Source organism: Meiothermus ruber DSM 1279 (assembly GCF_000024425.1).
Lineage (GTDB): Bacteria > Deinococcota > Deinococci > Deinococcales > Thermaceae > Meiothermus > Meiothermus ruber.
In genome coordinates, this window is record NC_013946.1 from 2014789 (window position 1) to 2039023 (window position 24235).

The 24235-nt window shown below is 63.0% G+C and carries 40 protein-coding genes; 5 read left to right on the forward strand and 35 right to left on the reverse strand.

Annotated elements, in window-relative coordinates; all coding sequences use genetic code 11:
* Positions 1-87: 87 nt before the first annotated feature.
* From MRUB_RS09915 to MRUB_RS15600, 34 genes are all read right to left on the reverse strand, one after another.
* On the reverse strand, positions 88-555 hold the full coding sequence (locus tag MRUB_RS09915; protein WP_013014215.1) for a DUF1320 domain-containing protein: 468 nt from the start codon (positions 553-555) through the stop codon (positions 88-90).
* Positions 555-764 carry a hypothetical protein gene (locus MRUB_RS09920; RefSeq protein ID WP_013014216.1) on the reverse strand — a complete coding sequence of 70 codons (210 nt, stop codon included), beginning with the start codon at positions 762-764 and terminating at the stop codon, positions 555-557. The genes MRUB_RS09915 and MRUB_RS09920 overlap by 1 nt, the downstream gene beginning before the upstream one ends.
* A gap of 13 nt (positions 765-777) precedes the next feature.
* Positions 778-1677, reverse strand: a complete 900-nt coding sequence (locus tag MRUB_RS09925; RefSeq protein WP_013014217.1) for a Mu-like prophage major head subunit gpT family protein — start codon at positions 1675-1677, stop codon at positions 778-780.
* A 9-nt stretch (positions 1678-1686) separates the two neighbouring features.
* On the reverse strand, positions 1687-2097 hold the full coding sequence (locus MRUB_RS09930) for a hypothetical protein (protein ID WP_013014218.1): 411 nt from the start codon (positions 2095-2097) through the stop codon (positions 1687-1689).
* Entirely contained in the window at positions 2090-3094 is a 1005-nt protein-coding gene (locus MRUB_RS09935) for a phage protease (RefSeq protein ID WP_013014219.1), read from the reverse strand. Before MRUB_RS09935 ends, MRUB_RS09930 begins: the two co-directional genes overlap by 8 nt.
* Before the next feature lie 33 nt (positions 3095-3127).
* On the reverse strand, positions 3128-3430 hold the full coding sequence (locus tag MRUB_RS09940) for a hypothetical protein (RefSeq protein WP_013014220.1): 303 nt from the start codon (positions 3428-3430) through the stop codon (positions 3128-3130).
* A 434-nt stretch (positions 3431-3864) separates the two neighbouring features.
* Positions 3865-5091, reverse strand: a complete 1227-nt coding sequence (locus MRUB_RS09950; protein ID WP_244403971.1) for a phage head morphogenesis protein — start codon at positions 5089-5091, stop codon at positions 3865-3867.
* On the reverse strand, positions 5063-6634 hold the full coding sequence (locus MRUB_RS09955) for a DUF935 domain-containing protein (protein ID WP_013014223.1): 1572 nt from the start codon (positions 6632-6634) through the stop codon (positions 5063-5065). Before MRUB_RS09955 ends, MRUB_RS09950 begins: the two co-directional genes overlap by 29 nt.
* The gene (locus MRUB_RS09960) at positions 6634-7914 is read right to left on the reverse strand and encodes a terminase large subunit domain-containing protein (RefSeq protein WP_013014224.1); all 1281 of its coding nucleotides are present in this window, start codon (positions 7912-7914) and stop codon (positions 6634-6636) included. Before MRUB_RS09960 ends, MRUB_RS09955 begins: the two co-directional genes overlap by 1 nt.
* On the reverse strand, positions 7901-8437 hold the full coding sequence (locus tag MRUB_RS09965) for a DUF3486 family protein (protein ID WP_013014225.1): 537 nt from the start codon (positions 8435-8437) through the stop codon (positions 7901-7903). Before MRUB_RS09965 ends, MRUB_RS09960 begins: the two co-directional genes overlap by 14 nt.
* Positions 8373-8690 carry a hypothetical protein gene (locus tag MRUB_RS09970; protein WP_015586831.1) on the reverse strand — a complete coding sequence of 106 codons (318 nt, stop codon included), beginning with the start codon at positions 8688-8690 and terminating at the stop codon, positions 8373-8375. Before MRUB_RS09970 ends, MRUB_RS09965 begins: the two co-directional genes overlap by 65 nt.
* On the reverse strand, positions 8690-9034 hold the full coding sequence (locus MRUB_RS09975) for a hypothetical protein (protein ID WP_013014226.1): 345 nt from the start codon (positions 9032-9034) through the stop codon (positions 8690-8692). Before MRUB_RS09975 ends, MRUB_RS09970 begins: the two co-directional genes overlap by 1 nt.
* Before the next feature lie 9 nt (positions 9035-9043).
* The gene (locus MRUB_RS09980; RefSeq protein ID WP_013014227.1) at positions 9044-9283 is read right to left on the reverse strand and encodes a hypothetical protein; all 240 of its coding nucleotides are present in this window, start codon (positions 9281-9283) and stop codon (positions 9044-9046) included.
* Between the two features lie 71 nt (positions 9284-9354).
* Positions 9355-9774: a hypothetical protein gene (locus MRUB_RS09985; RefSeq protein WP_013014228.1), complete on the reverse strand. Its 420-nt coding sequence runs from the start codon at positions 9772-9774 to the stop codon at positions 9355-9357.
* Positions 9767-10645 carry a helix-turn-helix domain-containing protein gene (locus MRUB_RS09990; RefSeq protein WP_013014229.1) on the reverse strand — a complete coding sequence of 293 codons (879 nt, stop codon included), beginning with the start codon at positions 10643-10645 and terminating at the stop codon, positions 9767-9769. Before MRUB_RS09990 ends, MRUB_RS09985 begins: the two co-directional genes overlap by 8 nt.
* Positions 10642-10986: a hypothetical protein gene (locus MRUB_RS09995; RefSeq protein ID WP_013014230.1), complete on the reverse strand. Its 345-nt coding sequence runs from the start codon at positions 10984-10986 to the stop codon at positions 10642-10644. The genes MRUB_RS09990 and MRUB_RS09995 overlap by 4 nt, the downstream gene beginning before the upstream one ends.
* Positions 10986-11312, reverse strand: a complete 327-nt coding sequence (locus MRUB_RS10000; RefSeq protein ID WP_013014231.1) for a hypothetical protein — start codon at positions 11310-11312, stop codon at positions 10986-10988. The genes MRUB_RS09995 and MRUB_RS10000 overlap by 1 nt, the downstream gene beginning before the upstream one ends.
* A complete protein-coding gene (locus tag MRUB_RS10005) occupies positions 11300-11707 on the reverse strand; it encodes a hypothetical protein (RefSeq protein WP_013014232.1) in 408 nt (135 codons plus the stop codon). The genes MRUB_RS10000 and MRUB_RS10005 overlap by 13 nt, the downstream gene beginning before the upstream one ends.
* The gene (locus MRUB_RS10010) at positions 11700-11939 is read right to left on the reverse strand and encodes a hypothetical protein (protein WP_013014233.1); all 240 of its coding nucleotides are present in this window, start codon (positions 11937-11939) and stop codon (positions 11700-11702) included. The genes MRUB_RS10005 and MRUB_RS10010 overlap by 8 nt, the downstream gene beginning before the upstream one ends.
* The gene (locus MRUB_RS10015) at positions 11932-12231 is read right to left on the reverse strand and encodes a hypothetical protein (protein WP_013014234.1); all 300 of its coding nucleotides are present in this window, start codon (positions 12229-12231) and stop codon (positions 11932-11934) included. Before MRUB_RS10015 ends, MRUB_RS10010 begins: the two co-directional genes overlap by 8 nt.
* Positions 12224-12508: a hypothetical protein gene (locus MRUB_RS10020; RefSeq protein ID WP_013014235.1), complete on the reverse strand. Its 285-nt coding sequence runs from the start codon at positions 12506-12508 to the stop codon at positions 12224-12226. The genes MRUB_RS10015 and MRUB_RS10020 overlap by 8 nt, the downstream gene beginning before the upstream one ends.
* Positions 12495-12803 carry a hypothetical protein gene (locus MRUB_RS10025; RefSeq protein WP_244403972.1) on the reverse strand — a complete coding sequence of 103 codons (309 nt, stop codon included), beginning with the start codon at positions 12801-12803 and terminating at the stop codon, positions 12495-12497. Before MRUB_RS10025 ends, MRUB_RS10020 begins: the two co-directional genes overlap by 14 nt.
* Positions 12793-13032, reverse strand: coding sequence for a hypothetical protein (locus MRUB_RS10030; RefSeq protein ID WP_013014237.1), 240 nt, complete (start codon positions 13030-13032; stop codon positions 12793-12795). The genes MRUB_RS10025 and MRUB_RS10030 overlap by 11 nt, the downstream gene beginning before the upstream one ends.
* On the reverse strand, positions 13019-13144 hold the full coding sequence (locus tag MRUB_RS16235; RefSeq protein ID WP_013014238.1) for a hypothetical protein: 126 nt from the start codon (positions 13142-13144) through the stop codon (positions 13019-13021). Before MRUB_RS16235 ends, MRUB_RS10030 begins: the two co-directional genes overlap by 14 nt.
* A complete protein-coding gene (locus MRUB_RS16000) occupies positions 13141-13314 on the reverse strand; it encodes a hypothetical protein (RefSeq protein ID WP_013014239.1) in 174 nt (57 codons plus the stop codon). The genes MRUB_RS16235 and MRUB_RS16000 overlap by 4 nt, the downstream gene beginning before the upstream one ends.
* Positions 13311-13631 carry a hypothetical protein gene (locus tag MRUB_RS10035; protein ID WP_013014240.1) on the reverse strand — a complete coding sequence of 107 codons (321 nt, stop codon included), beginning with the start codon at positions 13629-13631 and terminating at the stop codon, positions 13311-13313. The genes MRUB_RS16000 and MRUB_RS10035 overlap by 4 nt, the downstream gene beginning before the upstream one ends.
* Before the next feature lie 115 nt (positions 13632-13746).
* Complete coding sequence (locus MRUB_RS10040; RefSeq protein WP_013014241.1) at positions 13747-13980, reverse strand: hypothetical protein; 234 nt, start codon at positions 13978-13980, stop codon at positions 13747-13749.
* 13 nt (positions 13981-13993) lie between these two features.
* Positions 13994-14428 carry a hypothetical protein gene (locus tag MRUB_RS10045; RefSeq protein ID WP_013014242.1) on the reverse strand — a complete coding sequence of 145 codons (435 nt, stop codon included), beginning with the start codon at positions 14426-14428 and terminating at the stop codon, positions 13994-13996.
* On the reverse strand, positions 14421-14726 hold the full coding sequence (locus MRUB_RS10050; RefSeq protein ID WP_244403973.1) for a hypothetical protein: 306 nt from the start codon (positions 14724-14726) through the stop codon (positions 14421-14423). The genes MRUB_RS10045 and MRUB_RS10050 overlap by 8 nt, the downstream gene beginning before the upstream one ends.
* Positions 14727-14910: 184 nt before the next feature.
* Positions 14911-15717 (reverse strand): AAA family ATPase, encoded by an 807-nt coding sequence (locus MRUB_RS10055; protein WP_013014244.1) that lies wholly within the window; start codon positions 15715-15717, stop codon positions 14911-14913.
* Between the two features lie 30 nt (positions 15718-15747).
* On the reverse strand, positions 15748-17193 hold the full coding sequence (locus tag MRUB_RS10060; RefSeq protein ID WP_013014245.1) for an integrase catalytic domain-containing protein: 1446 nt from the start codon (positions 17191-17193) through the stop codon (positions 15748-15750).
* Positions 17194-18021 carry an IS982 family transposase gene (locus MRUB_RS10065; RefSeq protein WP_013012997.1) on the reverse strand — a complete coding sequence of 276 codons (828 nt, stop codon included), beginning with the start codon at positions 18019-18021 and terminating at the stop codon, positions 17194-17196.
* 23 nt (positions 18022-18044) lie between these two features.
* Complete coding sequence (locus MRUB_RS10070; protein WP_244403974.1) at positions 18045-18641, reverse strand: hypothetical protein; 597 nt, start codon at positions 18639-18641, stop codon at positions 18045-18047.
* 64 nt (positions 18642-18705) lie between these two features.
* The gene (locus MRUB_RS15600; protein WP_081439956.1) at positions 18706-18966 is read right to left on the reverse strand and encodes a helix-turn-helix domain-containing protein; all 261 of its coding nucleotides are present in this window, start codon (positions 18964-18966) and stop codon (positions 18706-18708) included.
* 21 nt (positions 18967-18987) lie between these two features.
* Here MRUB_RS15600 and MRUB_RS15605 point away from each other — a divergent pair, with 21 nt between their 5' ends.
* The gene (locus tag MRUB_RS15605; protein ID WP_013014247.1) at positions 18988-19713 is read left to right on the forward strand and encodes a S24 family peptidase; all 726 of its coding nucleotides are present in this window, start codon (positions 18988-18990) and stop codon (positions 19711-19713) included.
* A gap of 345 nt (positions 19714-20058) precedes the next feature.
* Here the strand turns inward: MRUB_RS15605 and MRUB_RS10080 are convergent, their stop codons facing one another.
* Entirely contained in the window at positions 20059-20436 is a 378-nt protein-coding gene (locus MRUB_RS10080; protein WP_157413597.1) for a transposase, read from the reverse strand.
* A gap of 732 nt (positions 20437-21168) precedes the next feature.
* Between MRUB_RS10080 and mraZ the strand changes: the two genes are divergently transcribed.
* From mraZ to MRUB_RS10100, 4 genes are all read left to right on the forward strand, one after another.
* Positions 21169-21603: a division/cell wall cluster transcriptional repressor MraZ gene (mraZ, locus tag MRUB_RS10085; RefSeq protein ID WP_013014250.1), complete on the forward strand. Its 435-nt coding sequence runs from the start codon at positions 21169-21171 to the stop codon at positions 21601-21603.
* A gap of 66 nt (positions 21604-21669) precedes the next feature.
* Positions 21670-22521, forward strand: a complete 852-nt coding sequence (gene rsmH / locus MRUB_RS10090) for a 16S rRNA (cytosine(1402)-N(4))-methyltransferase RsmH (RefSeq protein WP_013014251.1) — start codon at positions 21670-21672, stop codon at positions 22519-22521.
* The gene (locus MRUB_RS10095) at positions 22518-22781 is read left to right on the forward strand and encodes a hypothetical protein (protein WP_013014252.1); all 264 of its coding nucleotides are present in this window, start codon (positions 22518-22520) and stop codon (positions 22779-22781) included. The genes rsmH and MRUB_RS10095 overlap by 4 nt, the downstream gene beginning before the upstream one ends.
* Entirely contained in the window at positions 22778-24193 is a 1416-nt protein-coding gene (locus MRUB_RS10100) for a peptidoglycan D,D-transpeptidase FtsI family protein (RefSeq protein WP_013014253.1), read from the forward strand. The genes MRUB_RS10095 and MRUB_RS10100 overlap by 4 nt, the downstream gene beginning before the upstream one ends.
* Positions 24194-24235: the final 42 nt, after the last annotated feature.

Consider the following 24235-nt stretch of genomic DNA (forward strand, 5'->3'; position numbering starts at 1 on the left):
AGGGCGGGTCTGACCCCGCCCCTATGTGGGGGTAGGGTTAGGGGTTTCCCGCCGCATTCCGGCCCCCCTGGTTCGGCCAGGCGGGGCTTACCAGTTCTTGAGCTTGTCCCGGCCAAAGACCCGGGGAGCAGCCTTTATCTCGGGTTTGGCCTCCGCGGAAACTACCCCCCCAGCCGCCTCGCCTGGAGGGATAGGCGCGCCATCGTCCGCCGGGATCTGCGCCTTGCCCTCCGCCACCAGCCGCAGCCATTTCAGGGCCTCCTCATAGTCCCGCACTACCACGTCGTCGGCTGTGCCCTCCTGGAAACCCCGCCGGGCCAGGATGAGATAAAAGGCGATATCGGCATTGACGCGCTTGAGGGCCCGCACCGGGGGCAGGGGCAGGGTGTAGCGCTGCCCCACGAAGCTATCGATGATGTCGGCGGCGTCCTGGAGGGCCGCCTGTGCGCGGGCCTCGACCAGGGTCGTCCAGGTGCTGGCTTCCGGGTCGAGGGCGTAGCGCATGGCCTCCTCCCGCTTGCGGGTTTTCAGCTCGGCGGTGTCGAGGTAGGGCATTATTTCCTCCGCTTGGGCCGGGCTGCCTTCGGCTCGGGCGCCTCTTCGGGCGCCTCGGACGCCAGTATCTCCACCCGGAGCAGGGAATCGGCCTGCAGGCGGGCCAGCTCCTCGGCCGAGACCAGGGCCTCCTGGGGTTCGGGCCACCACTGCCGCCCGATGCGCCAGCGGCCCCGGCGCTGCGGGGTGCTAACCTTAACGCGGTACATTCAGGCCCCCGCGCTATCCCACACATTTGTAGGCCAGGAAGGGCAGGGTGAAGCCGGCGTTGCCGCGCGCATCCACCCCGTAAACGAACTGCCGGCGCATGAAGACGTTGTCGTCGGTAGGGTCATCTTTGGCTATGAACTCCGGGCTCTGGCGGTTCTGGAAGACCAGCGGTCGGATGGGCCGGCTCACGTCGAGCAGGTACCAGGCGGTAGGCTGGCTGGCCAGTTTGGGCACCACCAGCAGATCGGCCGAGCCCCGCCAGATGTTGGTATCGCCGCCGGCCACGAAGTCGGCGTTGAGGATGCGGCGAGCCGTCCCTTCCAGCTGCGGGGGCACCACCAGCAGGTTGGGCATGACCTCCAGGGGCTGGCCATCGTCTCCCCGGAAGGCCATCATCTCCGCCCGCGTGGCCTCGTAGTTGGCGGTGGTCAGGGCCCGGCTGGTGGCGTAGTTGCTGTATACGCCCAGGCTGCTGTCCACGGTGGAGACCGGGTGGTCGGTGTCAAAGAAGTTCTGCCCGTCAAAGCACAGGCTGTTTTCCCCGTTGCGCAGCAGGGAGAAGACCAGATCGTCGGGGTACATCCGGGCGGCCTGGCCCATCTGGTCGAACTGCATGTTGTAAATCCCCAGGTTGTCGTCCTGGATATCGTTGCGATCTACCGCGACGGTGGCCTCGAAGTTGCGGTTCTGGATGGTGTAGGAGGCCTCGGCCAGGTTCTGAAAGACCCGCTCGCCCAGCCACTCCCGCATCCGCAGCATTTTGAGCAGCCAGCCGTAGGTGTTCTCCTTGGTGGTGCTGGGCACCTCGGTGGCCACCCGGTTCCACAGGGGGGTCGCGGCCTGGTAGGCCTCGTTGTAGCGGGTTTCAAACGAGACCCGCAGGGCTTGTAGTGCAGCAGTCGTGATTCGCATGAGCTCTCCTTAATAGGTCTCGACCCAGACCCCGTCGGCCTCCACGCCGACCACCCTTCCGGCGCGGCTGCGGGTATTGCTGCCGTTGGTCTTGGCCACGGTCGTCGAGTTGACGATGAAGCAGTCGTTGAGCAGGTCGGCCTGGGTGATCTGATCGGCCGCCGAGGAGTTCTGCCACTTGAAAGCCCCCCGGCTCACCCGCACCAGGCGGGCCCCCTGGGCCCCACCCTGGTTGTTGACGGTCTGCTCGGCGCGGCCTGCGGCCCGCAGGTTGGTGGCGGTGCTGCCGTGCACGGCGTAGCCAGCCGCGTTCAGCACCACCAGGTTGCCGGCTTCAATCAGGGTGTTGGCCTCCACCGGCAGGTCGAGGTACTCCAGTATGGGGCCCAGGCCCCGTTGAGGGGTGTTGCGTTCAGGCATGGTGTTCCTCCCGTCGGCGTTTGGTGGCCAGATAGGCCTCGGCGCTCACGCCGGTTTGCGCGATGATGGCGCGTTCGAGCTCGCTGAGGACATCGCTCGGCCCCTGCGGGGGGGCAAAGGGCCCGGTCGGTACGGCCGCCCCCGCCCGCAGGCTGGCCAGGTGGGCCCGAACGGCCTGGGGATTTTTGCGAAATTTCTCCAGCCAGTAGTCCCGGCTGGCGGCGTGGATGCGGCCTTCCGTCAAGGCCGCGTCCACCACGCGCGCGGCCTCGGCGTCCGTCGTCTGGGCCCGCAGGGTGGACAGTTCGGCCTCGAGTTCGCCGACCCGGGCGGCTAGCAGGGCGTTCGCAGCCGCTGCCATCGCCTGGCCGTGGGCCTCGTCGCTGCCGATGGGGGCGTGGATGCCCGCCTCGGCCAGCAGGGCCTCGGCCTGCTCGAGCTGCCCCACCCGGTTTTGTAACTCAGTCAGAGCATTTTCGATTTGCTCGTCGCTGGCATCGGCCGCCAGTCCAAGCAGGGTGATCAGTTTTTCTCGCATGGGATCTCCGTGGGCTGAGGCCACCAGCGGCGCCTGGTTTACCGTGGCCGGCTGGTTGGTCAGCCCGATCATGTCCAGTTGTCGAATATGGCCGTCCTCGTCCCAGAACACCGGCGACCAGTGGCGGTACTCCCCGGCCCTCAGCAGGTTGGCCGCGGTCTCGGTCCAGCGCACATTGGTCGCCCAGAGCCCATCGGGGCGGGCCTCCAGCTGGAACCAGCCGGCGGCCGGTACCGGCCCGTTGTCCACCGGGTTCTGGTTGCGGTGCTCGTAGTCGATGGGCAGCTCGGGCATCTGGGCCCGCCGGATCACCTCCTGGGCGTCCTCCGGGGTAAACAGCAGGTCGATCTGGGTGCCATCTGCCCAGCGGAAGGTCACTGGGCCGTAGGGCCAGATCAGAAACTCCCCGGGCGGCTCCTGGGATGGGAATACGTTGAATCCGGTGTATCTTCGTCTCACACGGTGCTCCCTCCTCGGGGTGGATTTTCGGATCTATTCGAGCGGCTCCGGCCGCTCGGGGTGGGCCAGCCGCTCGGCCAGGGGCTTGCTGACAAACTCGTAGGTCGCCACCGAGCCGGCGATGCCGGCGGCCATCTGGAGCAGCAGGTTTTCAATCCCCAGTCCGCACAGGGTCAGCCCCGTGGTCAGGGCCGCCACCGCGTTCAGAATCACCACCGCCTTGCGGGGATTGGCCTGCACCCAGGCGATGCGCTTGAGGGCGTCTACCAGAAAGGAAACCACCGGCCCCTGCCCCAGCAGCCAGACGCCGAAGCCCAGAACTTTACACGTGTCCATATGCACCTCCTTTCGGGGCAAAGCAAATCCCCCGACCGGGGTCGGGGGGTAGTTTGCCGAGATTACTGCGATTATACGGAATTTTTTGCTAAGGTGCTGCAAGCCCTCGGGCTGCCTTGCGTTCGACGACCGGGCTGGGCCCGGAAGCGATTGGGCCACCAGAATTGCTCCTGGGCACCGTTTTTAACGCTCTCGGGGTGGGAGCGCGTTTTTCAAGCTAAGTTCCTCTAGTGCGCGGCGCTTCTCTTCCCACCAATCCTTTGGAGACAAAATCCATACCGTCTCAAGGGCCTCGAGGTCATCCCCCGCTGCCTCAACCAGTTGGGGCCAGAGCCGCTCGAAATCCTCTCGCGTATACCGGCCTTCACGGTGCAGGATGTAAATCTCGTCGTTCAGGTCTCCGACGGTGGGTTTATGTTCCATAGGCGCTCCCCTCAACGCAGACGAGCCAACACATCCTGAATAATAGCAGATGTGGCCGGGTCAAACTTGCGAAAATCCCTCCGAAAGAACCGGTGGGCAGCCAGAGACTCCGAAAACCACTCAAGCACTCCGTCTCTTGCCCGAAGCGAGACAAATCGGCCCTCCTTTTTGACTTGAATGTACCTGGCAAAAAGTCGGTTCTCCGTCTCTTCTCGCATCGCTTCGTACAGGTGATGCCCGAACTCGTGTACCAGAGTAATTGCTGCGGCCTGGAGGGCCGAGCTACCTTTGGTCGAAACCGCCCGCAGTTGGCCCAACGGCTTTTCGTCGGCCCAACTTCCGTCGGGTCTGGGATATAGCAGCCGGATGGTCTGCGTAAGTCGGTCGTAGTCACCCATACGGTTTGTAAGGTTTGCGGTAATCTCGAGCGTCCGGATAGGATTTTGTTCCATCCAGCGGTTTAATCTCAGCCCTTCCAGACCCCGCAAAATTCGGTCTCTCTCCCGGACGCTTACCTGCCCCCGCAGCTCCAGAATCTCCCGGCCAATCTCAATCCGCTCGGCTAGCTTGCCTTGCAGGGCTTCCCAAAGCTCAGGTGAGTATTTGGCTGGGTCCGGCTCCCATCTTGCTGTGGGGGGCCGGGCGAACCCTGGCGGCACCTCCAGCCCGGGAGGCAGTGGGCTTACCCCTCCCCTGGCCTCCGCTTCCCGCGCGGTCAGGCTCCGCACCCCTGCCCTGCAGCCGAAGTGGTTGGGGGGATATATGCGCTCCCATATGGGGTCATCTGCTGGTCGAATCACGCCGTTCAGGCCCCGGCAGATGGGGGTGGTGCCCGAGTCCAGCACCGCATCGTACATCCAGTAGGGACGAGCCGAACGCACCTGAGGATCGGTCTGTTGCTCGTAGCGCCCAGCAGCGTATGCTCCCAGAATGTTTTGTCGAAAGATCAACTCCAGCCGCCAGGGTTTGGTCCCTCCCCATGCCGCCGAAAGCCGGGGCCCGATGGAACGGGCCCACTCCTCGTAGGGGGTGCCTGCCTCTATCGCGGTCTGAAGGGACTGCAGGATTTCGTGAATCAGGTCAAGCTGGGCCACCCCCGCCACGGTGAAGGCCTGCTGCGCCTCTTGCAGTGTTAGAGAGCGGTATTCCTCCTGGGTGAGGGGCACCTTCTGGCGAAGAAAGGCCTCGGCCTCTTCAAAGCGCAGCGGGTCAGCCCGCACCTTCCAAGCCATCGACATCCTCCCTCACCGCCACACGGCCAGCCAGGTTTGCCAGCACCAGGGCATTTTCCAGCAACTCGGCCAACGCCCCGGGTTCCAGGTCGGCGTACAGGGCTTCCAGCTTCCGTCGTAATGTGGGGTAATCCGGCGATTGCTCAATCACTTGCAAAATCTGCTCCAGGTCGGCCTGCATGATCGCGGCGGCCTGTTTGGTGGCGGATGGAATCAGTTCGTCCACAAATAGCATGCCGTTGACGAAACCTCGAGCCTGCTCCAGCGGCTCCCCCGAGGCCAGCTTCACCCGCCGCCCCCTCGAGGCCATCCTCAACTGATTCCGCATGGGATCCAGAATCTCGTCCTCGGGCTGGGGCGCTGGGATCTGAAACCGCTTCTGGATGTAGCTCACCGGGATGGGTGCCCCCGCTTCCACCAACGTTTTGACGGTCTCGGCGGCGGTGCGCAGATCCTCCGGTTCCCGAATAATCGGCTCCACCACCGGCGTTAGGTCAGCCCGGTCGAAGTTGTAGTGGCAGAAGGGCACCAGCAAATCGCGGCGCAGGGTGGCATAGACCGCCTTGGCGTCGGAGCGGGTCAATCTCTGCGAGATTTTATCCAGGGTAAGAGCCATCGCGTTGGAGCCCCCGGCGCCGTCGAAGCTGCTCAGGGGACTCCCGGTCACGGCCACCGCCATCTCCCGCTCCATGAGCTCGATGAACTTACTGTAGGCGTCGGCGCTGCCGAAGCGCTGGGCCTCCTTGAACTCGATCTCGGCGTTCTTCGAGATCACCCCGCGCCCCTCGGGCCCCAGGGCTGCTACGGCCTCCTTGAGGGCGTTCAGCTCGTCCTTGCTGGCCGTGGGGTCGTATTTGCCCAGCACCAGCGGCTGCCCGTACATCTCCAGAAAGGTCGCCCAGTCCTTTACCGCGTAGTTTTTGAACAGGTACAGCCAGGCCAGGCTGCGCATCAGGCCCGCCCGGTTCAACGATCCCGATTTGGCCCGGTAGTGGTGCACCAGCGCCGCGCCGTAGGGGATGGGGACGGCCCCGTCGTTCGTGCGCATCCGGAGGGTTCCGGTATCTGCGTCATAGGTCAGGTTGCGCTGGTGCACCCAGGTGAACCCCGCCGGCACCTGCATCCGGGCAATACGCTGATACTCCCAGCGCACCGCCACCACGCTGACCCCCTTGGCGATGGCGTCGAGCAGGTCGAGCAGAAGGTACTCGAGGTCGATATTGGCCAGCAGGGCGGCTACCTGGTCCGCGATCTGCTTCGCCTCCGCCGAGTCGTCGGCGGGAAGCACCGCGTAGTCCAGGGCCAGCACCGCCTGCTTCCGCGTTTGTAATAGACTGGCCAGGTAGGCATCCTTCTCCTCAATCTCCTCAAATAGCTCCATCTGCTTGGTCAGGTCGCCCTGCTCGGCCTGGCGCAGGATGGCGGCCAGGCCCGCCGGCTCCAGCCCCCGGGAAATCCCGCTACCGACCCGCCCGCTGGGGGTCTGGGGGGTGGGGGCTGATGGGGGCTTTGTCCCCAGCAATTTTGCGATCTGTTCAGTCAGCCACATTACCAGGCTCCTCTCTCCAGCCGGGGGCCCCCCACCCGTTCAAAGGCAATGGGGCCGCTGGGCCGGGCGGCTGCATGCACGGCCAGGGCAGCCGCCCAGAACTCATCGGCGTGGCCAGCATCATCGCGTTCGGCGTCAAAGCGGAAGTTGCCCGCGCTGGTGGTGATGCGCCGCACCGCGTGCAGGCTCTCGCGGATGCGCTCGTGGGGGGGGACGCGGATCCGGCGATCCTCAAAGCGGCGGCGCAGGGTGATGGCCAGGTCTTCCTTGCACGCGTTGGTAAACAGCACCGGCTCCACCTTGCTGCCAAAGCGCTGGCGGGCCTCCTCCGCCAGCTGCATCCCCAGGCCGGTGGCATCGATGGCGGCCCGGCGCACCTGCGGGAGCAGCCCGTACAGCACCTCCCGCTGGGCGCTGAAGGGGGTGCGCTCGAGCCAGATTACCCGCCGCGTCCACAGCACGTCCCCCACCTGCTCGATCACCCAGATCACGCTCAGGTCGCGCTGCCGTCCGATGTCCATGCCCAGGTACAGCTCGCCCTCCCGCTCCAGCTCGCCGTCGGTGCGGGCTAGTTCGCTCTCGCAGGTGGCCAGTAGATCGTAGGGCAGCCAGGCGGTGTTCTCCTCCACAAACTCCAGCAAGTACTCCTGCTGCCACTTGAGCGGGTCGCGGATGCCCTGACGCAACACCTCCGGGTCAATGGCCAGGCCCTCTTTGACCGCATCGTAGATATCCACCCGGTGCCGGCTCCACACGTCACCGGGTCCGCCCTGCCACAGCTCCCAGAACTTCCCGCTCTGGCCGTTGGGGGTGGATATGACCCGGATCCTGTAGCGCTCGTTGCGGGTGATGGTGGGGTAGATGGCCCCCCAGATCTCGCGGGAGTCCTGGTGAAAGCCGAACTCGTCGAGGAGCACGCTCCCCGAGTAGCCCCGGGCGGTGTCAGGGTTGGCCGGCAGGCTGATGATGCGGCTGCCGTTAGGGAACTGGATCACGTACTGCTTGGTGGCGACATCAAACTGCTCCTGGTGCAGCTCGGCTACCGCCCGGATGGCCTCGCAGTGCCGCTTGGCTTTTTCGGCCAGCTCCAGGCTCTGCCGCTCGCCCCGGGAGAGGAAGATCCACAGCTGGCCCCGGTGCTCGAGGCAGTCCAGGACGGCCTCAAGGGAGGCCGCGAAGCTCTTGCCGGTCTGGCGGGACCAGAGGCCGATCTTGAAGCGGCTCTTATCGGCCACCCAGCGCTGCTGGTAGGGCAACAGGATTACGTCAGTCGAGGCCATAAACCTCCCGCACCCGCCGGATGATCTCGGCGCTGGCCCCGGCCTCGGACAGGGTGGCCTCTACCTTGGCGGCCACCTCCAGGCGCACGTCGGCCCGCTCCAAGCGGCTCAGCACCTCCCCGGCCCGCAGGCCCCGGTCGATCGCCCGCAGCCGCTGGTTGTCGTCCAGGCTCTGCCAGTCCAGGTCGTCCAGCACCCGGAGGGTTTTGGCCAGTACGGCGTTGGCATAGGCCCGGGCCACCGAGAGCTTCCGCCCCGTGGCCTGGCTGATGGCCTCCACCATGCGCTCGGTCTCCAGTGCCGCCTGCATCGCCGGGTGAAGATGGTTGTTTTTATGGCGAGACAGGGCTGCAATGCTGGTCTCGAGTCCCCGCTGCTGTGCCCAGGCCGCAATCTCCTCCATGCGCCAGCGTCGGCCGTCCGGCGTGAGCTCGTTGCCCAGCAGCATCTGGTCGATCTCATCGCGCAGCGGGCTGTTGCAAATCTTGCAGCGGGGCTCGCGGGGATAGAACAGGTCTGACATGGCTCACCTCCTCCTGCGAAATCCGCCAGTGGGCCGTGAATCCCAGCCCGAATCCAATCGCCGCCAGCGTCAGTGCCAGCCAGACCCGCTTTCGAGGCGGCCTCAGCCCTATCTGCAGATGGGCCAGCGCCTCCCGCACGTCCTGCAGCGTGCGGCTCAGGTCGTCGTGCGCAATGGTATGGGCCAGTCGGAGGCCCCGCAGCTCTTCCCGCAGGCTTTCGATCTGGGCTTCGATCCGATCCAGGCGTTCCATCAGCGCCTCGAGGTAAAAAAGACCGCTCTGTCGTGCAGCGTGCCCTCGTACAGGTCGATCCCGGCGGTGGTCAGCCGCACGCTATCGAAGGTGCCGGTGCCGTCTTTGCGCCAGGCCACCTCGAGGTAGCCCTTCTCGGCGCAGTAGCGCAGGGCAGCGTGCAGGTCTGCCTCGCTGGGCAGCTCGTTCAGCTGTTCCAGGGCCGCCACCAGCACCCCTCGGCTCATGGTGTAGGGGTCGTCCGGGTTGAGCGCATCGCCCATCGCGGCGAAGTAGACCACCTCGAGGATGCGGCCCCGGATCAGGGCAGCCCGGCGCGGATTGTTCTTGTTGAAGATGCTCAAGTTGTCCTCCTATGGTTTCCAGTTGATGCCCAGCGCGGCCAGCGCGGCGCCGATCAGGCTGGCGAGCAGCCTGAAGAACCATTCGTTCTGCCACCAGGCGGGGGCTCTGGGCTTGGGAATCTGCAAGATGACCTTGCGCGCTTGCAGCAGGGTCTCGGCCTCCCGCAGTTCCGCCTCCCGCTCGGCCCGCCGAGGCGCTCGGACAGCCCGGATCAGATGCTCCAGCAAGCGGTTCTCATTTTCGTCCATGTCCCTCCAAAACGTGAACCCCGCCGCAGGATGCGACGGGGTAGGCTATAGAAATCCTAGCAAAATTTTTGCTATACGTCTGTTCGCACCACCTCAGCCCGCCGGGCCAGTTCCAGGGTCCACGCGGTCAGGCCCCGGTGCTCGTTGGCGGCCCGAACCCGCCGGTGGTGGGAATCGTAGTACCACAGGCTGGACCACCGGGCCCGGTGCAGGAAGGCCGCCCATTCGTCCTTGATGGCCGGGTCGGTCTGTTCCAGTAGGCTCTTGTAGTCCGACCGCCAGAGGCGCAGGGTGTGCCTGGGAATGTTGATGGCGGGCAGTTCCATCACCCGTACCAGCAGGTAGCCGGGCCGTTCAATCCGCCCCACCGACCGTTCCACCTCCGGGGCGTGGCCGGTACCGTCAACCTGCCAGGTCTTCAGTCCGGTGGCCACCCACCAGAGGTATTTGGCCAGGTGTTCCGCGCGCCAGCGTTCCAGGTTGCTATCCATGCCCCGCCTCCCTGCGGATCAGACCGTCCGGGGTTTCCAGTACCAGCCCGGCCTCCACCAGCCGGGCCGTCAGGCGGTACACCGTGGTCTTGGGAATTCCGGTTAGGCGGGCCAGGGTGGACGGACGAAGTGGTACCGAGGACACGGCATCCAGAATCTGGGCCATTCGGTCGTCCCACTGGACGCTCTGTTCCATTCCCATTCCCGCCTGGGCGGTCTGGATCTGGGCCATTCGGTCGTCCCACTGGACGCTCTGTTCCATTCCCATTCCCGCCTGGGCGGTCTGGATCTGGGCCATTCGGTCGTCCCACTGGACGCTCTGTTCCATTCCCATTCCCGCCTGGGCGGTCTGGATCTGGGCCATTCGGTCGTCCCACTGGACGCTCTGTTCCATTCCCATTCCCGCCTGGGCGGTCTGGATCTGGGTGGTGTGGACGTGGGTCTGCAGATGGATGGTCGGCGTAGGCTCCTTGGCCGCAGCGCTGGGGAGCGGCGGGGTCAGTCGGAGCAGTTCGCCAATGGCCTTCCCGGCCACCAGGGGGCCCAGGGCAAACAGGCTCTGGGCCAGCACCTCCCAGCCGGGGGCCTCCGCCACCCGGGCCATCGCCAGCAGGTTGCCCAGCCAGACCAGCAGAAGGAAGAAAATCCCCCCCGCCAGGCTCCAGCGCAGCCGGGGCTCGAGGGTGGAGGCCAGGCTGAGGGTGAACGCCAGCAGCTCGAGGCCCACCGCCAGGCCGATGGAGAAGTACGCAGGCAGGTCGCCCAGGCTCAGGTCAAACCACTTGGTCAGGTGGCCCGCCGACATGACCAGAGTGGCAAGGTAGGCCAGGGCCAGCAGGCCGATCAGGCTATTGCGCAGGCTGGGGTTCATGCCCCCTCCTGGATTCCCTGCTGCTTCCGCCGGGCCCGGTAGGCCCGGTTGCTGCAGACCTTGGAGCAGTACCTGGAGTCCTTGCGCACGGCCACAAACGTCTGGCCGCACCATAGGCATTCCCGTTCCGCCCCGTGGTGCTCGTGGGGTTCCTCCATCGGTTCGTGGGTCTGTTCATCCCCTTCGGGCTGGGGGTCGGGCTCGGGGTTGACCAGCCAGTCGCTATAGGGCCCGACCAGCCGGGCGATGATCCGCTCGGCGTGTTGCGCGTCCACGGCATGCAGCGCGTGCATCTCGGTCACGGCGGCCACCAGGCGCACCTTGATCTCGCTCGTGTCCATCAGTTCAGCTCCTCTCTGCCCAGTTCCTCGATGGGCGCTCGATCTCCCTGGGCTTTTTGCCAGTTGGGGCCCATCAGCACGATGGCCCCGTTTTTCAGTTCGCAGCGGTACTCGTCCACGTGACCCCCCTGGGTATAGCGCACGAAAAGGCGTTTGCAGGTCTCCATCGCGGCGGGGGTCAGATCCAGGCTGATCTGTGCGGGCCGCCGGGCCTTCAGCTGGGCGACCTCGCCCTCCAGCCGCTTGAACTCGGTATAGGCAGTCGCAATCAGCCAGCCCAGTCCGCTCAGCAGGAGCGCGGCTGCCAAGTATCTCAGCGCCGCCATCGCCCGGCCACCTCCTCGGCCTCGAAGAGGGCCTGCTGGATGGCCTGGGGCAGTTCGGTATCGCCCCAGCGCAGGGTGCGGGCCTCCTGGTAGGCCAGAATGCGCTCCAGGCCGCTGCGCACGTAGCTCAGGGCGTAGGCGATGATGCGGTCGGCCTGCTCCGCACTGTTGGCGATGTGATACCGCCGGGTCATGGGGTCAAAGCCCACCACCTCCGGCTTGGCCCCGGGCAGGGCGGGGCGGGCCGAGAGCTTGGCGCAGAGTTCGACCGCTTCCCGCATCTCCCGGTCGGGCAGCTGGACGGCGTGGGCCAGGGCGTCGCGATCCAAGCCGGCGGGCCCCGCCTCCCAGAGCGCGCGGAAGACCTGGCGGGCCAGTTCGATTTTGTCAGCCATGCTGCACCTCAAAGGCTTGAAAGAGGCGCTCGAGCTCGGAGGCTGTGTCCCAGTGTTCAGTCGAGATGCCAAGCTCGGCCAGGGCCTCGCGGATTTCCCGAATCTGCGACCACGAGACCCGGGCCTCCGCGGCGTAACGGCCGGGCTGTTTGGGAGCGTACTGGGCAATCCGGTACGCCGCTCTGAGCAGCCGGTGGCGCGGGTCAGCCGAATCGGGGGCGGGCCTAAGCATGCGTGGCCTCCCAGGTGTAGGGCCCGTACAGCTTCAAGTAGCCCTCCAGGCTCGGCCGGCCCACGGTCAGCCACTCACCGGTGCTCGGCAGATGGATGCCATATAGGGGCTCCGCCCCGCCCTCGGCGGTCGGGCCCAGCCCCTCGTAGCGCACCAGCACCTCAATGCTGGCGCTGCGCAGCCGCACCGGGGTCAGCTCGTGGTCGTGCAGGAAGGCCAGCACCTGGGCGGTGTTGTCCTGTTTTTGTGCCTGCGCCTGGCGCAGGCGGGCCAGGGCCTGGGCGCTAGGCATCGAGGTCCTCCCGGCGCATGCGCTTCAGAATCAGCTCGATGCCCGCCTGTCCGATGCCCCGCAGGGGCAGCCCGGTCAGATACTGCTTCATCCAGCGCCAGACCGTATCCTCGCTGGGGTAGGTGGCCTCGAGGGTGGGCTCGAGGTCGTAGGTTTTGATGTATCCATCGCCGTTTTTCCAGACCGCAAAGTGTACGCCCTTGAGTACCAGTCGTGGATGCTCGTATATCGTGACGCCTTTGCGTTTCAGCCGTTCGGTAAGTTCAGTGGCAGTCATGTTCCAGCTCCAGGTGGTGCACCTGGCGGCGGGACAGCACCACCGCCAGGGTGTTTGCAGTAACTTCGAGCCAGTCGTCCAGGGTGGGCGAGTAGATCCCGAACAGATCCACCAGTTCCCCAGGGCGGTAGCCCATCGGATGACCGGCGTCGTCCTGGTCGGGCAGCGCGGTGCGGCCCAGGTAGCGCAGGCGCAGAGCAGTGTCGTGCGCGTAGAAGAGCAGCACGGGCCGCCCGGCTTGCCGGATCGCGTCCAGAATCTCCGCAGGGGTGCGCATGGTCGGTTCAGGCAGCACAGTGGAAGCAGGGGATGTCGTCCAACCGGCCGGTGTTGCCGCAGGTGGGGCAGATATAGCCCTGGAGTTGCATAATGGCGCGGATGCGTTGGGCGGCCTCCAGGGCTTCGGCCACATCGGCGTAGAGCTGAGCCCCGTAGTAGTTTCCGTTCATCTCGCACAGGCGGCCGTAGTGCCGGGCCTGCAGGGGTGTCAGGTTTTTGGCGTAGATACGGTCAAGGCTGGTCATGGGTATCCTCCTCGCGGCTGTGGCGACCCGACGCGCAGAGCAGGGCCATGAGCAACGCGCCCATCAGGCCGCCGGCCGTATATGCCAGCAACAGCCAGATCCAGTCGGTCATGAGATCCTCGCTTCCAGCAGGCGGTGTAGCGCTTCCCGGCGCTGGCTGGTCCGCTCCTGCAGGGCCCAGCGCCAGCGGGTATACGCCCGCTCTTCCTCGGTTGCCCCGGCAGCCCGATCAAGAAAGCGCTGTCGGGCCTCTATTTCCCGGTGCAGCTCGTTGCCCGTCACGGGGTCTCGACCCCCTTCATGCGGTGAGGGTTGCGCAGGATGTCCCGCACCGCATCCTCGTTTTCCGGCCCGGTGACCCCGAACAGTTCCAGGCTGGCCACGTAGGCCGCCATCGCCCGGCGGGCAATGCGGCGCAGCTCGGCCGGTTCCAGCTCGTTGTGCTCCTTGAGCTGCCGGGCCGCGTAGATCAGGTCGGTGGCCAGGTCATGCAGGAAAAAGTAGAGCTGCTGGTGCGGTTCGACGTGCAGATTGCTGGTGATTGCCTCGAGGGCGTCCTGGCTCTGCTCGAAGGTCTGGCGCTTGGTGGGCTTTTCCATAGATTTCCTCCCGAGTTGGGCTATTTTGGCGAGGGTGGCGCTTTTGTCCGTTCGGGTGCGGCTCCGACTGCGTGCCGGCTCTGCCTCGCCCCAGAGGGCCCGCAGGTCGGGGTCGCTATGGCTGGTCAGTCTTGTAAAGGCCAACGGCGTTTTCTTCGGCATCGGGCATCTCGACGAACTCGTGGGGGTGCGCTGCCACAATGCGGCGGGCCGCCAGCATCCGCAGGTAGTGCTGCTCGGCGTCGGAATAGTGCATCTTTCCTTTGCGGACGAGCTGGTTGTACACGCGGCGGCGTAGGGCCAGTTCCCGGTCGATTTCCTGTAGAACCTGAGCGAGTGAGAATTCCATAGACCTACCCCGTCTATGCCAGCGGGCGGCCGGTGGTGAGCTGGTTGGCCAGCTTCACCTCGGTCAGCACGCGCTCCAGCAGTTCGGCGTATTTGCCCTCCAGGGCGGCCCGCAGGCTTTGGTGCTCGTCCTGAAGTTCGTCTTTCTCCACCTGGAGCTTGTCGATGGCCGCTTGTAGTTGTTTCAGTCGTTTGTTGTCCTCCTCCCACTGGACGTCTTCAAACACCGCCACCGTCAGGAAGTCCTCCTGTGCGGCTGCTTTGGTCAGCGCGGCAAATTCCGGTGTCTTGCGGGCCAGCAGCCGGGCCTGCGCCGCCCGTTTCTTCAGGTCGTCTTCCAGGTCGCGCTTTTCGGCTCGCAACGCGGTGAGCTGCCGCCCTACCCGGGCGATCTCCCGGGGTAGGGCCAGCAGACGGGTGATGTGTTGTTGGGTTTGGGGGTCAAGCATGATTAATTCCCTCCTGAACAGCATTTATGTATTCGTCATCTGTTTCCGCTGGCACAGCCAGTACGTTCCGACGAATCTGTCCCCACTTACCGGAATGAATCAGGATCTCAATCTGTATCTCAACTAATCTCACAGGAGATAACGTTCCCATAAAAAAACTGGGCCTGAGGTCCTTAACTTGAAGAACATCGCCGACCTGCAACCACGCCAAGTCCAGCGGCAGGCCTACCAGCGGTTTTTTGGGCCAGGATTCACCGTCCTCGCTCAGGTAGATAAACGTTCCGGCGTCTTTGGTCACGGGAATCTCCTCGCCCCTATCGTCGGTAACGCTCTTGGGGAGTTGTTGTTTGTTGCGTCCACTCAGGTGTCGGCGTGCCATTAGCGCCCCCAGTAAATGATTGCAATGATGATGCCTGCTCCAAAGGCACCGGTGGCGATATCGCGGGCCAGGTCTATCCAGCTATAGGGTCGTTTCAGTCGTTTCATTTGCTTCCTCCTGTCAGGTTGAGAAGTGCCGCCGCCTCATCCACGTTCTGTGGTTCGATATGTGCCCGAGTGAACCTGGGCTGGTTTTCGTCTATCTCGGCATTCAAGGTCTCCAGCGCGTCGTCCAGGCTCCGTATGAGGTTCTCGATGTCCCGCATCACCCCGCCGGTGTGGGCGTAGATGGATTTGAGGGTGGCGGGGCTAAACCCGCTCTGGGCGTACAGCCGGGCGAACTCAGGCTGTTTGAGCGGCATGGCCTGGGCCACGATGCCGATGCGGCTCTCGATATCCCGGTAACGGCGCACCAGGGGCACGTACTCGTCCATCGTGCACAGCACGATCGTGGATTTGGTCTCGTCGGCCAGGTATTTGGCGGTGCCCAGGGTACTGCGGGGGATGTTCTCGATGTCGTCCAGGATGATCAGCCGGGGGTTGCGGCGCAGGCTCTCCACCACGATGTTCAACAGCACGTGATAGCGCTCCACCTGCGTGATCTGGAGCCGCTCCGCTGCGGCCCGCACCAGAGCTGGTGCGGAGAAGTCGGGGTAGCAGCGGATGTAGGCCCCGCCCGTCTGTTCGGCCAGGTTTTTCAGAGTAGCGGTCTTCCCCACCCCTGCGGGCCCGTGTATCAGCACGAACTTAAACTGGCGCTTGAGTCCAAAGCGCACCCGTTCTGTAATGATGCGCGTCGCGGTGGTGTTGAGCAGGTCGGGCCGGTCCTCCGGCAGTAGGACGCCCTCCCCCACCGCCCGGGCGATGGCTTGACGAATCATCTCCAGGGATCCCAAAATAGGTTCTGTCATCTTTTCTTCTCCTTTCGGCACGGCCCTCGATTATTCCTCTCCGAATCCAAAGGGGTCGGGGGCCGATGTGCCCATGCCTAGGTTCGCCAGGGCGCGGCTCACGGGGTTGTCGCTCTGGCGCAGCTTCTCTATCAGTTCAGCCTGGCTTTCAGCGGCTTTAGCCGCGGCCTGGGCCGGGGTCTCGCGTTTCAGTTCGGCTTTAGGGCCTCGCAATTCCAGGGCGATGGGCTCAGCAGGAACGGCGGAACCTTTCGCCAGAACTGCGTCCTGCCGCCAGCTCGGGTTGAGGTACTGGTGACGGAATTTTTCGGCCTGGGCGAATAAGTCCTTGATGGCTGTTTTATTGGCCCGGCGCTGGGATCTGGCCTCCGGTGACAGGGCGTTCTCGGGCGCGGGAAAGGCCTGGCCTAGCTCAAGAAGGGTGCCGTTGGGCTGCTGTATATATAGGTTGACGATCGGCTCCCCGGTCATCGGGTGTTCGTACTCAGACACCACCACCGTGCGGTTTTGGTAGAGCATCAGGGTGCCGTCGGGCAAAGTGTAGCGCTGGTTTTTCCAGCGGATCTCGCCGTTGCCCGTCACGGTGCGTTCCTCGCTTTCGGCAAATATCTCCAGCAGGTCGCGCAGGTTGTATTGAATCTGGGTTTCGGGCGGGACTTCCCGCAAGAACAGTTCGGCTCGGGTACAGCCACCGGGCAAAATCCGCGCGTGGTAGTCGTTTTGCAGCCAGTTCAGCGCCTCCTGTTTGTATTCTTCCTCCAGCAGCAGCCGGTTGCCCCGCCCGGGGTCGGCCTCCCGAGGGCAGCCCTTCTCCCACCAGGTGCGGGTGTTTTGGATCAGCCGGGCCAGCTCCCAGTCGTTGCGCTGGCTGGCATCCTCCCCGGCGTAGCCAGGCAGGGTGCGCTCCCAGGCGTGAAAGAGTTTGTGGAAATTCTCAATTTTCCCCCGGGTATGGCTCACCCAGGCCGGTGAGGTGCTGGTCTCGATGCCCAGGGTGGCCAGGCCGCGCTGGGTGGCCTCGGCAATATAGGACGAACCGTTGTCGTGGTAGATGCGTTTGGGTTTCCCGTATATGTTCCACCCGCCCGGTTTGGGGAAGAGGCCCAGAATGAGCAGGCGGGTGGTCGGGCGGCGGCTTTCCTCTCTGCTAAAAACCAGGGCGGGAATGGCCCCGGTGTAGTGGTCAATGCAGTCGTGAATCCGCAGGCGGAATGCGCTGGGCTCGGTGTCTGTGGCGCGGGCATAGCCCCAGACCAGGGTGTCGCAGCGGGTCATATCCATCTGCCAGAGTTCGTTGGGATGGGTCGCCACCACCGCCCCCGACCAGGTGCGCATAAACTCCCGCCGCTGGTCTTCGTTCATCAGGGCCGCCCGGGTCACGGGGTGCGCCTCGAGGCGGCGGCGCACGTCCCGTACTCCCCGAACGCTGAAGGTGCGCACGTAGTTTTTGCGCCTATATATAACCCAAGTTGCCACCTACAAAATACTAGCCAGCCGCCTGAAGTTGTGGGCAAAGATGAAGCCCCACACCTTGAGCACAAAGCCCTGGAGGGTCGTGGCATGTATGCGCTTGGGGAATAGTTCCGTCAGGGCAGCACCCACCGACTCGATAATCTTCCTGCCCACGGTGGCTATGAACTGACCGGGTGGGTGGTAGCGCTTGGAGTTCCCCTTGCGGATGGCACGCAGCCGGATGCCCTCAGCCATGGCCAGGTCATCTTCGGCCTGATAGTCGGTGTACCCCCGATCCACGTACAGCTCGCTTCCCTGCGGCAAGTCCAGCGGCAGCCGATACAACCCCTCCACGTCCGCGGTAGCGCCAGGGGTGAGGAGAACTTCGCTGATCCACTGGTTATCCGTGCAGACCAGGTGGAGCTTGAGTCCGTGGAAGTAGCTGCGTTTGCTGGGAATGTAGCCCCGGTATACGCGGGCTGGGGCCAGGCGGCAACGGGGCGCGCGGATGTTTTCACAGACCGGCAGGGGTAAGGTGTCGAGGATGTAGTGCTCCACTGAGCTTAGCTGCTCCCATAAAGTCTTGCTCAGGGACAATAGCAGCGGTATCCAGTGGGCCAGGCTGTGCAGCCGTCGGCTGAAGCGGCTGGGGGAGGGGATGTAGCTGAAAAGACCCTGCTCTTTGGCATAGATCAGGGCGTGCTTGTGCTTTCCAGCGAAAGCCAGGGCGGCCAGAATCCAGAGGGTGAGGACGACGCTGGCGGGGGTCTTGCTCTGGGGGTCGTCCTTGTGTCCGAGGGTCTTGAGCAGATCGTCTATAATGCAGAAGGCCACTAGAACAGTCCAGTTCATAGTGGCCTTTATTTTCTGCGTAGTCAGGATAGGTGGCAACTTGAGTTATATATAAGGATGTCGGGATTCGCTACCTGCAGCCAGCGGTGAATCATCCAGGCGCTCGCTTGCGGATGATGCAGCCACAAGCTGATGACGGCCTCCAACAGCTCCGTGGGAATGTGCAGGGAGCCTGCATCTGCCCGGCGGGCAAAAAAATGTCTGGCCGACATTTTGAGCCAGTTGTATGCCGTTTTAGCAGATACCCCCTCAGCGCGCGCAAAGGCTGCGATGGTTTGTGTGCGTTCGCCCCGTGGGATCTGGGCCAGCCGCCGCCGCAACTGCTCAATGCGCTCCCACAGGGCCAGGTCGTCGGGGTCTGCCTGGCGTAGGTCTGGCAGCACGGGCCGGTCGGCGAGGGCACTGGGGATCACGCTGTCGCTGGTTGGTTCAGCTTGAAGAGCGGTCGTGGGTGTAGGCAGGATAATCTCGGGGGCGGGCTCGAGGTCGGGCTGTGGGAGTGGGTGTATGGGTGGGCCCCAGATTTGTTCGATGCTGGACGGGTCGAACAGTAATACTGGACGACCTTTCTCAATAACTCGCTCGCAGTAAACTCCCGGGGTGGATTGCAGGCGTCGCACAGCCCTCTCATTGCGCTCCCAGGCCGCTGCTATCTCGCTGGTGCTGTAAAGCCGTAGCGGAAACCTACTTTTTTCTGGCTGCATAGGTTTTCTCCGAAGAGATTTTTTCGATACGATGAACCAGGTAACTAGTTTTTACTCCCAGGGCCCGAGCAAGCCGCTGCAGAATATGCAATCCAATCTGCTCTCCCTTTTTTCCAGAAAGCAGTTCATAGATGTAACCATTCGCAACACCCGACTTTTTGCTCAATACGTTTGCACTCATTTTACGCCTATCCATAAGTTCGGATAGAGCTTGTGCAATTTCGTTTGGGTGTTCTCTCATAGGAGACTATGATATTCTCCTATGAGCCATTTGGTCAAGCGTCATCGAATCGGCACAATCGGTATGGGTAGACCTCGAAAGTACCCGATATTAAATGGGCCCGTCAACGATCTAATCTTCGCCGCAATGAGGCGTGATGGGATCTCAAAGCCCAATGAGTGGGCTGATAAGTGGGGCATAGGTCGAACTGCTCTACGCACCGCAATGGTTGGACGACAATCGGCAGCTGGCACCTGGGTTCGCCCTGATATTAGAACCCTATGGCGACTTGCTAAGGCATTAGACGTACCTCTTGTTTACCTAATTGAGCGGTTCTACGATGACCTGGAAGATGTCGAAGCTCTTTGGCCCCAGATTCCAATTATTGGTTGGGTAGGCGCTGGGAGCGGCAGTGAAGAGGATATCCGAGAAAAGTACGTCCCGGTAGATATGGATATTGCTTTGCGGGGGAGCGCAGTAGCGTTCAAGGTTCGCGGCAACTCTATGTGCGCAGGCCCAAAGCCCATCTGTGATGGCGATGTGATCATAGTAGATTGCCGAAATAAGGGCAGGGTTGGTTCAAGGGTTGTCGCTCGCCTTGCTGATGGCAACTATGTCTGCAAGTTGCTAAAGCATGGCCCTAATGGAAACTATTTGGTCAGCGCCAACCCATCATCAGATAATTCTTATCCTGATGTTATTCCAGCCTCCTCTGTTAAGGAGATAGTTGGAAAGGTGATTGAAGTTCGCTCATCTGATTCCCTTTAGAGATTCAACACGCCCACCTCCCGCCCTCGAGCCTCTTCCTTGAGGGCGAGATACGTTTCGGTTCATTCAACCCCAATTCGGAAAAACAACTCCACCCTATCTCTAGCGTGCGTCCATAAGAGATCAGGAGCTTCCAGGCAGGGTCGTGCTCCATCCGCATGCGCAGACCGTAGCCCAGCAATACCGCATAGATGTGAAAGATTAGCCCCCGGGTCTTGCGGTAGGGGCGTTCGCTCAGCCCCAGTCGATCCAGGCTGGAAAAGACGCTCTCGACGATCCGGTGTCCTTGCCACAGGCGCTTCTCCCGCTGACTGAAGGGCCTCATGTTTCGTCTAGGCTTGGCAATCAGATCCACCCCGCACCGGGCCGCTTCCGGCTCAGGTAGCCCTTGTCTCCTGTGACCACCACATACTTCAACCCCCGTAGCAGCCGCACGGCCACCACCACATCATGCTCCTGGGCTGGGCGCAACAGCACCCGGCGCAAATAGCCCCGGTCGTCCACCTGGGCGTGCAAGCGCAATCCGTAAAAGTACGTGCGGTTGGCATGATCCCGCCCTATACGGCCGGGGAGTCTAACCCGCTTAGCCCGCGCCAGGGCGGCGGTGGGCAACTTCTTGGAATCCATGCGCAGGCGCGATGGGGGATTCAGGAGACCGGCCAGGGCCTTGACGGCCAGCACCACCTGCCCCAGCAGCTGGCTTGCATATTTATTTGTCCGCACAAATGTCCGCACCTGTCCGTGCGGACATTTGTGGGATGAACTGCATTTGTTCATTTTTACGATGCGGATCGATGTCCGCATAACCTCATTGGACTACAGGTTTTTGTCCGCACCCCCTTTAGTTACATTAAGATGGAATCAGTTCATGGTATACCAAACTCGAATAAAAATTGTTTCACGCTGGCTTGTGGAATGCTCCGAGACCGGCCTGGGCTATATAGTCAAGTAATGTTTTTATAGGCCCAGCAAAGCATTATTTTGAACAACCCAGTTCCCGCGCCCAGGTTCATCTCAGCGTGTTTGTACTCAGTATAGTTTCACATCCCGCACTCTCATCGTTTTCAAATTTGAAATTTATGTCGTTCCATTTTGAAATCGTCTCGTTTTTCACAAAGTTCCGGATGGCCTCACTTTTTTCCACCCAGCACCCGCTTATTTTCGCGTCCCTATCGCACGTTTCCGCACGCTTCCGGTTGTTTCGGTTTCGCAACCCTTCTTTGAAATTTATATCGTAGCAATACAGCGTCTGTGAGCCATGGCCGTGGCAGGGTGTGCCGGGTGGGAATCTCGCCCATTTTGGACACCGAAGGTGGGAAAAAGTGGGAAGTAGGTGGGAGATAGTGGTAAAAAGTGGGGATAGCGTGGTACATTACAGTCTAGAACAGCACCTCCGGTGGGAAACGCTCGTGGGGAGACGGGCTCAACAATCGAAACAGCGCAGGAGAACGCGGAATGCCCTTCGGTGAATACCAGTATAGCCTCGATGACAAGGGTAGGGTGGTGATTCCACAGCCCTTCCGCTCGTTTATCGAGGATGGGGTGGTGATCACCCGGGGCCTCGAGGGCTGTCTCTACATGTACCCCCTGCTGGCCTGGAGCAATATCGAGCGCCAGCTACAGAACGTTCCGCTCATCGACCGGGAAGCCCAGGAGCTGGTGCGCTTCTTATACTCGGGGGCTCATAAAACCCAGATGGACAACGCCTCGAGGGTGACCATTCCTCCACCTTTGCGCAAGTTTGCCGGCCTCGAGGACACCAACGAAGCCGTGGTGGTGGGCGCACCCACCCGCTTAGAGCTTTGGAGCGAGCAGCGCTGGTGGGCCGCCATCACCAAGTTTGTAGAGAATCCCACCACCCCCGAAGCCCTGCGCGGCCTGATTGGATGAACCATGTATGCGAACCTTTGTCAGACCTTCTCTATCCGGCCCCGCACCCGGTCGGAGGGAGGCGGCATGAACCACACCCCGGTGCTCTACCACGAGGCCCTGGACTGGCTTTCGATTCGGCCGGGCGGCCTGTATGTGGACGCCACCCTGGGGGGGGCCGGCCATACCCGCGGCATTCTGGAGCGGGGGGGCCAGGTGGTGGCATTTGATCAAGATCCGGCCGCCATCGCCCGGGCACAGGCTTTGGGCTTACCCAACCTAACGCTCATTCAGGCCAATTTCCGCGAGCTGGTGCCCGAACTCGCCAAGCGCGGTACCCCGCAGGTGGACGGTCTGCTGGCCGACCTGGGGGTCTCGAGCTTCCACCTCGACGATGCCGGTCGGGGTTTCAGCTACCAACACGAAGGCCCCCTGGACATGCGCATGGGCCAGGGTGAGCTCACCGCCCACGAAGTGGTTAACACTTACCCGGAAGAAGCCCTGGCCGAAATTCTGTTCCGCTACGGCGAAGAGCCGCGCGCCCGCCGTATTGCCCGCTTTATTGTGGAGCACCGCCCCATCCACACCACCACCCAGCTAGCCGAGGTGATCCGCCGGGCCACCGGCTTCCGCTCGGCAGGCCATCCGGCCCGCAAAAGCTTCCAGGCACTGCGAATTTACATCAACGACGAGCTGGGCGCCCTGGAGCAACTCTTACGCAGCGCCGAGGCGGTGCTCAAGCCCGGCGGCAGGCTGGTGGTCATCAGCTTCCACTCACTCGAAGACCGCCTGGTCAAACATTTTCTGCGTGAGTCTACCGCGCTGCGTTCCCTTACCAAAAAACCCATCGTGCCCTCTGAGGCCGAGCAACGGGAAAACCCTCGAGCCCGAAGTGCCAAGATGCGCGTGGCCGAGCGCATAGACGGAGGCAACCCATGAAAACGGTATTGCGGTGGGGCATGGTGTATTTGCTGCTGCTGACCGGGCTGACCGCATTGGGGCATTACAATCAACAGCTCAACGCAAACCTGGCCGCTCTGGAACAGAAAGAAGCGGACTTACAGCAAAAGGAGACCCGGCTGCTATTGCAGCGCTACCAGCTCACCGCCCCCCTGGCCTTGCGGGCCTGGGCCGAGGCCAACGGCTTTATCCCCATGAGTCTGGGCCGCTGGGTGCGGCCAGAAAGGAGCACCCCTTGAACCAACTGGGCACCCACGAGCAGGCCACCCTTAACCGAGGCTGGGTGGTGCTATTGGCCATAGTGGCTTTTATGCTGGGGCTGGGGTATGGCTTTTATATCCTGTGGCACAACGCCCCAAGCCTGCTGCTACGCCCCCCTACTGCCCAAGCCGCACCAGCGGTTCGCGGCCGTCTGGAGGCCGCCGATGGAACCCCCCTAGCCCTGAGCACGCCCCAGGAGACCCGGCTGTATCCACTGGGACTCTCAGCAACCCAGTTGGTCGGTTTTGGCGAGCGCAGCGGGGGCAAGGGGCTTTCGGGCCTCGAGCTCGATCTGGAGCCCCTGCTGGCCCAGGGCCAGAACCTGCGCCTGACCATCGACCCCCAGGTGCAGGCCATCGCCGAGCAGGCCTTGTGGAAGGGCCTCGAGGCGGCCAAAGCCGACTGGGGTACGGCGGTGGTTATGGAAAGCCAGACCGGCCGACTTTTAGCGGTGGCCAATGGCCCAGCCTTCGACCCCACGGCCCCCCGGGGCGATATTCGCAAGGACATCGCCTGGCGCAACCACGCTTTTATGTATGCGCTCGAGCCGGGCTCAACCATCAAAGCCCTGACCGCTGCCGTGCTGCTGGAAGAAAACGTGGCCCGGCTGGACACCAAGGTCTATGCCCCCATGAGCCGGCGCGTGGCTGGCTGGACGATCAACGACGTGGTACGGCACCCCGAGACCCTCACCCTGAGCGAGGTGCTCAAGTACTCCTCGAATGTGGGCATCACCACCCTGGCCGAGCGAATTCCACCCAAGACCCTATTCGATTTCTTCAAGCAGCTACACTTTCTGGATGACCAGCTTCTTCCACCGTTGTCCTACCAGCCGCCAATTGCGGTGCAGATAGCCGCCCCCCAGGTGCGCCCTATACAGCGCTGGGGGCCTGCCGAGTACGCCAATGCCACCTTTGGGCAGGGTTTTCTGATTACCCCCCTGCACCTAACCGCTGCCTACAACGCCCTGGCCGCCGATGGTGTCTACCGCCAGCCCATCCTGTTCGAGGGCAACACCTCGCAAAGCAAGGCGGTCTTCCGACCGCAGGTGGCCCGTGCAATCCGCCAGGCCCTCACCCAGGGCATAACCGAGAACGCCAAGCTCCGCGGCTACACCCTGGGCGGCAAAACCGGTACCGCCCAGGTGGTGGTGAATGGCCGCTACAGCAGCAGTGTGTACACTGCCCTGTTCGCCGGCTTCATCCCCTCCGATACCCCACGCGTGACCGTGGTGGTCGCGCTGTACCATCCCAAGGGCAGCCGCATCCACGGAGCCCAGGTGGCCGCCCCCATCTACCGCGAGATTGCGGCCCGGCTCTTCGCGCTCTGGGGCGTTCCACCCCAGCCGCAGTTGGAAGCCTCGCCCAATACCAGTAAACTGGTTCATTGATGTGCATCTTGTGTATGTTGAGCAAAACACTCATATGGGCTT

Bases quoted from the DNA above. Each gene is read 5' to 3' on its own strand.
- MRUB_RS10000 (WP_013014231.1), bottom strand. From the start codon at position 11,312: ATGGCGGCGCTGAGATACTTGGCAGCCGCGCTCCTGCTGAGCGGACTG.
- MRUB_RS10045 (WP_013014242.1), bottom strand. From the start codon at position 14,428: ATGCTTGACCCCCAAACCCAACAACACATCACCCGTCTGCTGGCCCTA.
- MRUB_RS09950 (WP_244403971.1), bottom strand. From the start codon at position 5,091: ATGTCGATGGCTTGGAAGGTGCGGGCTGACCCGCTGCGCTTTGAAGAG.
- MRUB_RS09965 (WP_013014225.1), bottom strand. From the start codon at position 8,437: ATGTCAGACCTGTTCTATCCCCGCGAGCCCCGCTGCAAGATTTGCAAC.
- MRUB_RS09960 (WP_013014224.1), bottom strand. From the start codon at position 7,914: ATGGCCTCGACTGACGTAATCCTGTTGCCCTACCAGCAGCGCTGGGTG.
- MRUB_RS09980 (WP_013014227.1), bottom strand. From the start codon at position 9,283: ATGGACGAAAATGAGAACCGCTTGCTGGAGCATCTGATCCGGGCTGTC.
- MRUB_RS09970 (WP_015586831.1), bottom strand. From the start codon at position 8,690: ATGGAACGCCTGGATCGGATCGAAGCCCAGATCGAAAGCCTGCGGGAA.
- MRUB_RS10040 (WP_013014241.1), bottom strand. From the start codon at position 13,980: ATGGAATTCTCACTCGCTCAGGTTCTACAGGAAATCGACCGGGAACTG.
- MRUB_RS15605 (WP_013014247.1), top strand. From the start codon at position 18,988: ATGAGCCATTTGGTCAAGCGTCATCGAATCGGCACAATCGGTATGGGT.
- MRUB_RS10030 (WP_013014237.1), bottom strand. From the start codon at position 13,032: ATGACCAGCCTTGACCGTATCTACGCCAAAAACCTGACACCCCTGCAG.
- MRUB_RS10015 (WP_013014234.1), bottom strand. From the start codon at position 12,231: ATGCCTAGCGCCCAGGCCCTGGCCCGCCTGCGCCAGGCGCAGGCACAA.
- MRUB_RS10005 (WP_013014232.1), bottom strand. From the start codon at position 11,707: ATGGCTGACAAAATCGAACTGGCCCGCCAGGTCTTCCGCGCGCTCTGG.
- MRUB_RS10055 (WP_013014244.1), bottom strand. From the start codon at position 15,717: ATGACAGAACCTATTTTGGGATCCCTGGAGATGATTCGTCAAGCCATC.
- MRUB_RS10010 (WP_013014233.1), bottom strand. From the start codon at position 11,939: ATGCTTAGGCCCGCCCCCGATTCGGCTGACCCGCGCCACCGGCTGCTC.
- mraZ (WP_013014250.1), top strand. From the start codon at position 21,169: ATGCCCTTCGGTGAATACCAGTATAGCCTCGATGACAAGGGTAGGGTG.
- rsmH (WP_013014251.1), top strand. From the start codon at position 21,670: ATGAACCACACCCCGGTGCTCTACCACGAGGCCCTGGACTGGCTTTCG.
- MRUB_RS10035 (WP_013014240.1), bottom strand. From the start codon at position 13,631: ATGGAAAAGCCCACCAAGCGCCAGACCTTCGAGCAGAGCCAGGACGCC.
- MRUB_RS09925 (WP_013014217.1), bottom strand. From the start codon at position 1,677: ATGCGAATCACGACTGCTGCACTACAAGCCCTGCGGGTCTCGTTTGAA.
- MRUB_RS09915 (WP_013014215.1), bottom strand. From the start codon at position 555: ATGCCCTACCTCGACACCGCCGAGCTGAAAACCCGCAAGCGGGAGGAG.
- MRUB_RS09920 (WP_013014216.1), bottom strand. From the start codon at position 764: ATGTACCGCGTTAAGGTTAGCACCCCGCAGCGCCGGGGCCGCTGGCGC.
- MRUB_RS10065 (WP_013012997.1), bottom strand. From the start codon at position 18,021: ATGAACTGGACTGTTCTAGTGGCCTTCTGCATTATAGACGATCTGCTC.
- MRUB_RS10020 (WP_013014235.1), bottom strand. From the start codon at position 12,508: ATGACTGCCACTGAACTTACCGAACGGCTGAAACGCAAAGGCGTCACG.
- MRUB_RS09930 (WP_013014218.1), bottom strand. From the start codon at position 2,097: ATGCCTGAACGCAACACCCCTCAACGGGGCCTGGGCCCCATACTGGAG.
- MRUB_RS09985 (WP_013014228.1), bottom strand. From the start codon at position 9,774: ATGGATAGCAACCTGGAACGCTGGCGCGCGGAACACCTGGCCAAATAC.
- MRUB_RS09955 (WP_013014223.1), bottom strand. From the start codon at position 6,634: ATGTGGCTGACTGAACAGATCGCAAAATTGCTGGGGACAAAGCCCCCA.
- MRUB_RS09995 (WP_013014230.1), bottom strand. From the start codon at position 10,986: ATGGACACGAGCGAGATCAAGGTGCGCCTGGTGGCCGCCGTGACCGAG.
- MRUB_RS16235 (WP_013014238.1), bottom strand. From the start codon at position 13,144: ATGACCGACTGGATCTGGCTGTTGCTGGCATATACGGCCGGCGGCCTG.
- MRUB_RS10095 (WP_013014252.1), top strand. From the start codon at position 22,518: ATGAAAACGGTATTGCGGTGGGGCATGGTGTATTTGCTGCTGCTGACC.
- MRUB_RS15600 (WP_081439956.1), bottom strand. From the start codon at position 18,966: ATGAGAGAACACCCAAACGAAATTGCACAAGCTCTATCCGAACTTATG.
- MRUB_RS09990 (WP_013014229.1), bottom strand. From the start codon at position 10,645: ATGAACCCCAGCCTGCGCAATAGCCTGATCGGCCTGCTGGCCCTGGCC.
- MRUB_RS09940 (WP_013014220.1), bottom strand. From the start codon at position 3,430: ATGGACACGTGTAAAGTTCTGGGCTTCGGCGTCTGGCTGCTGGGGCAG.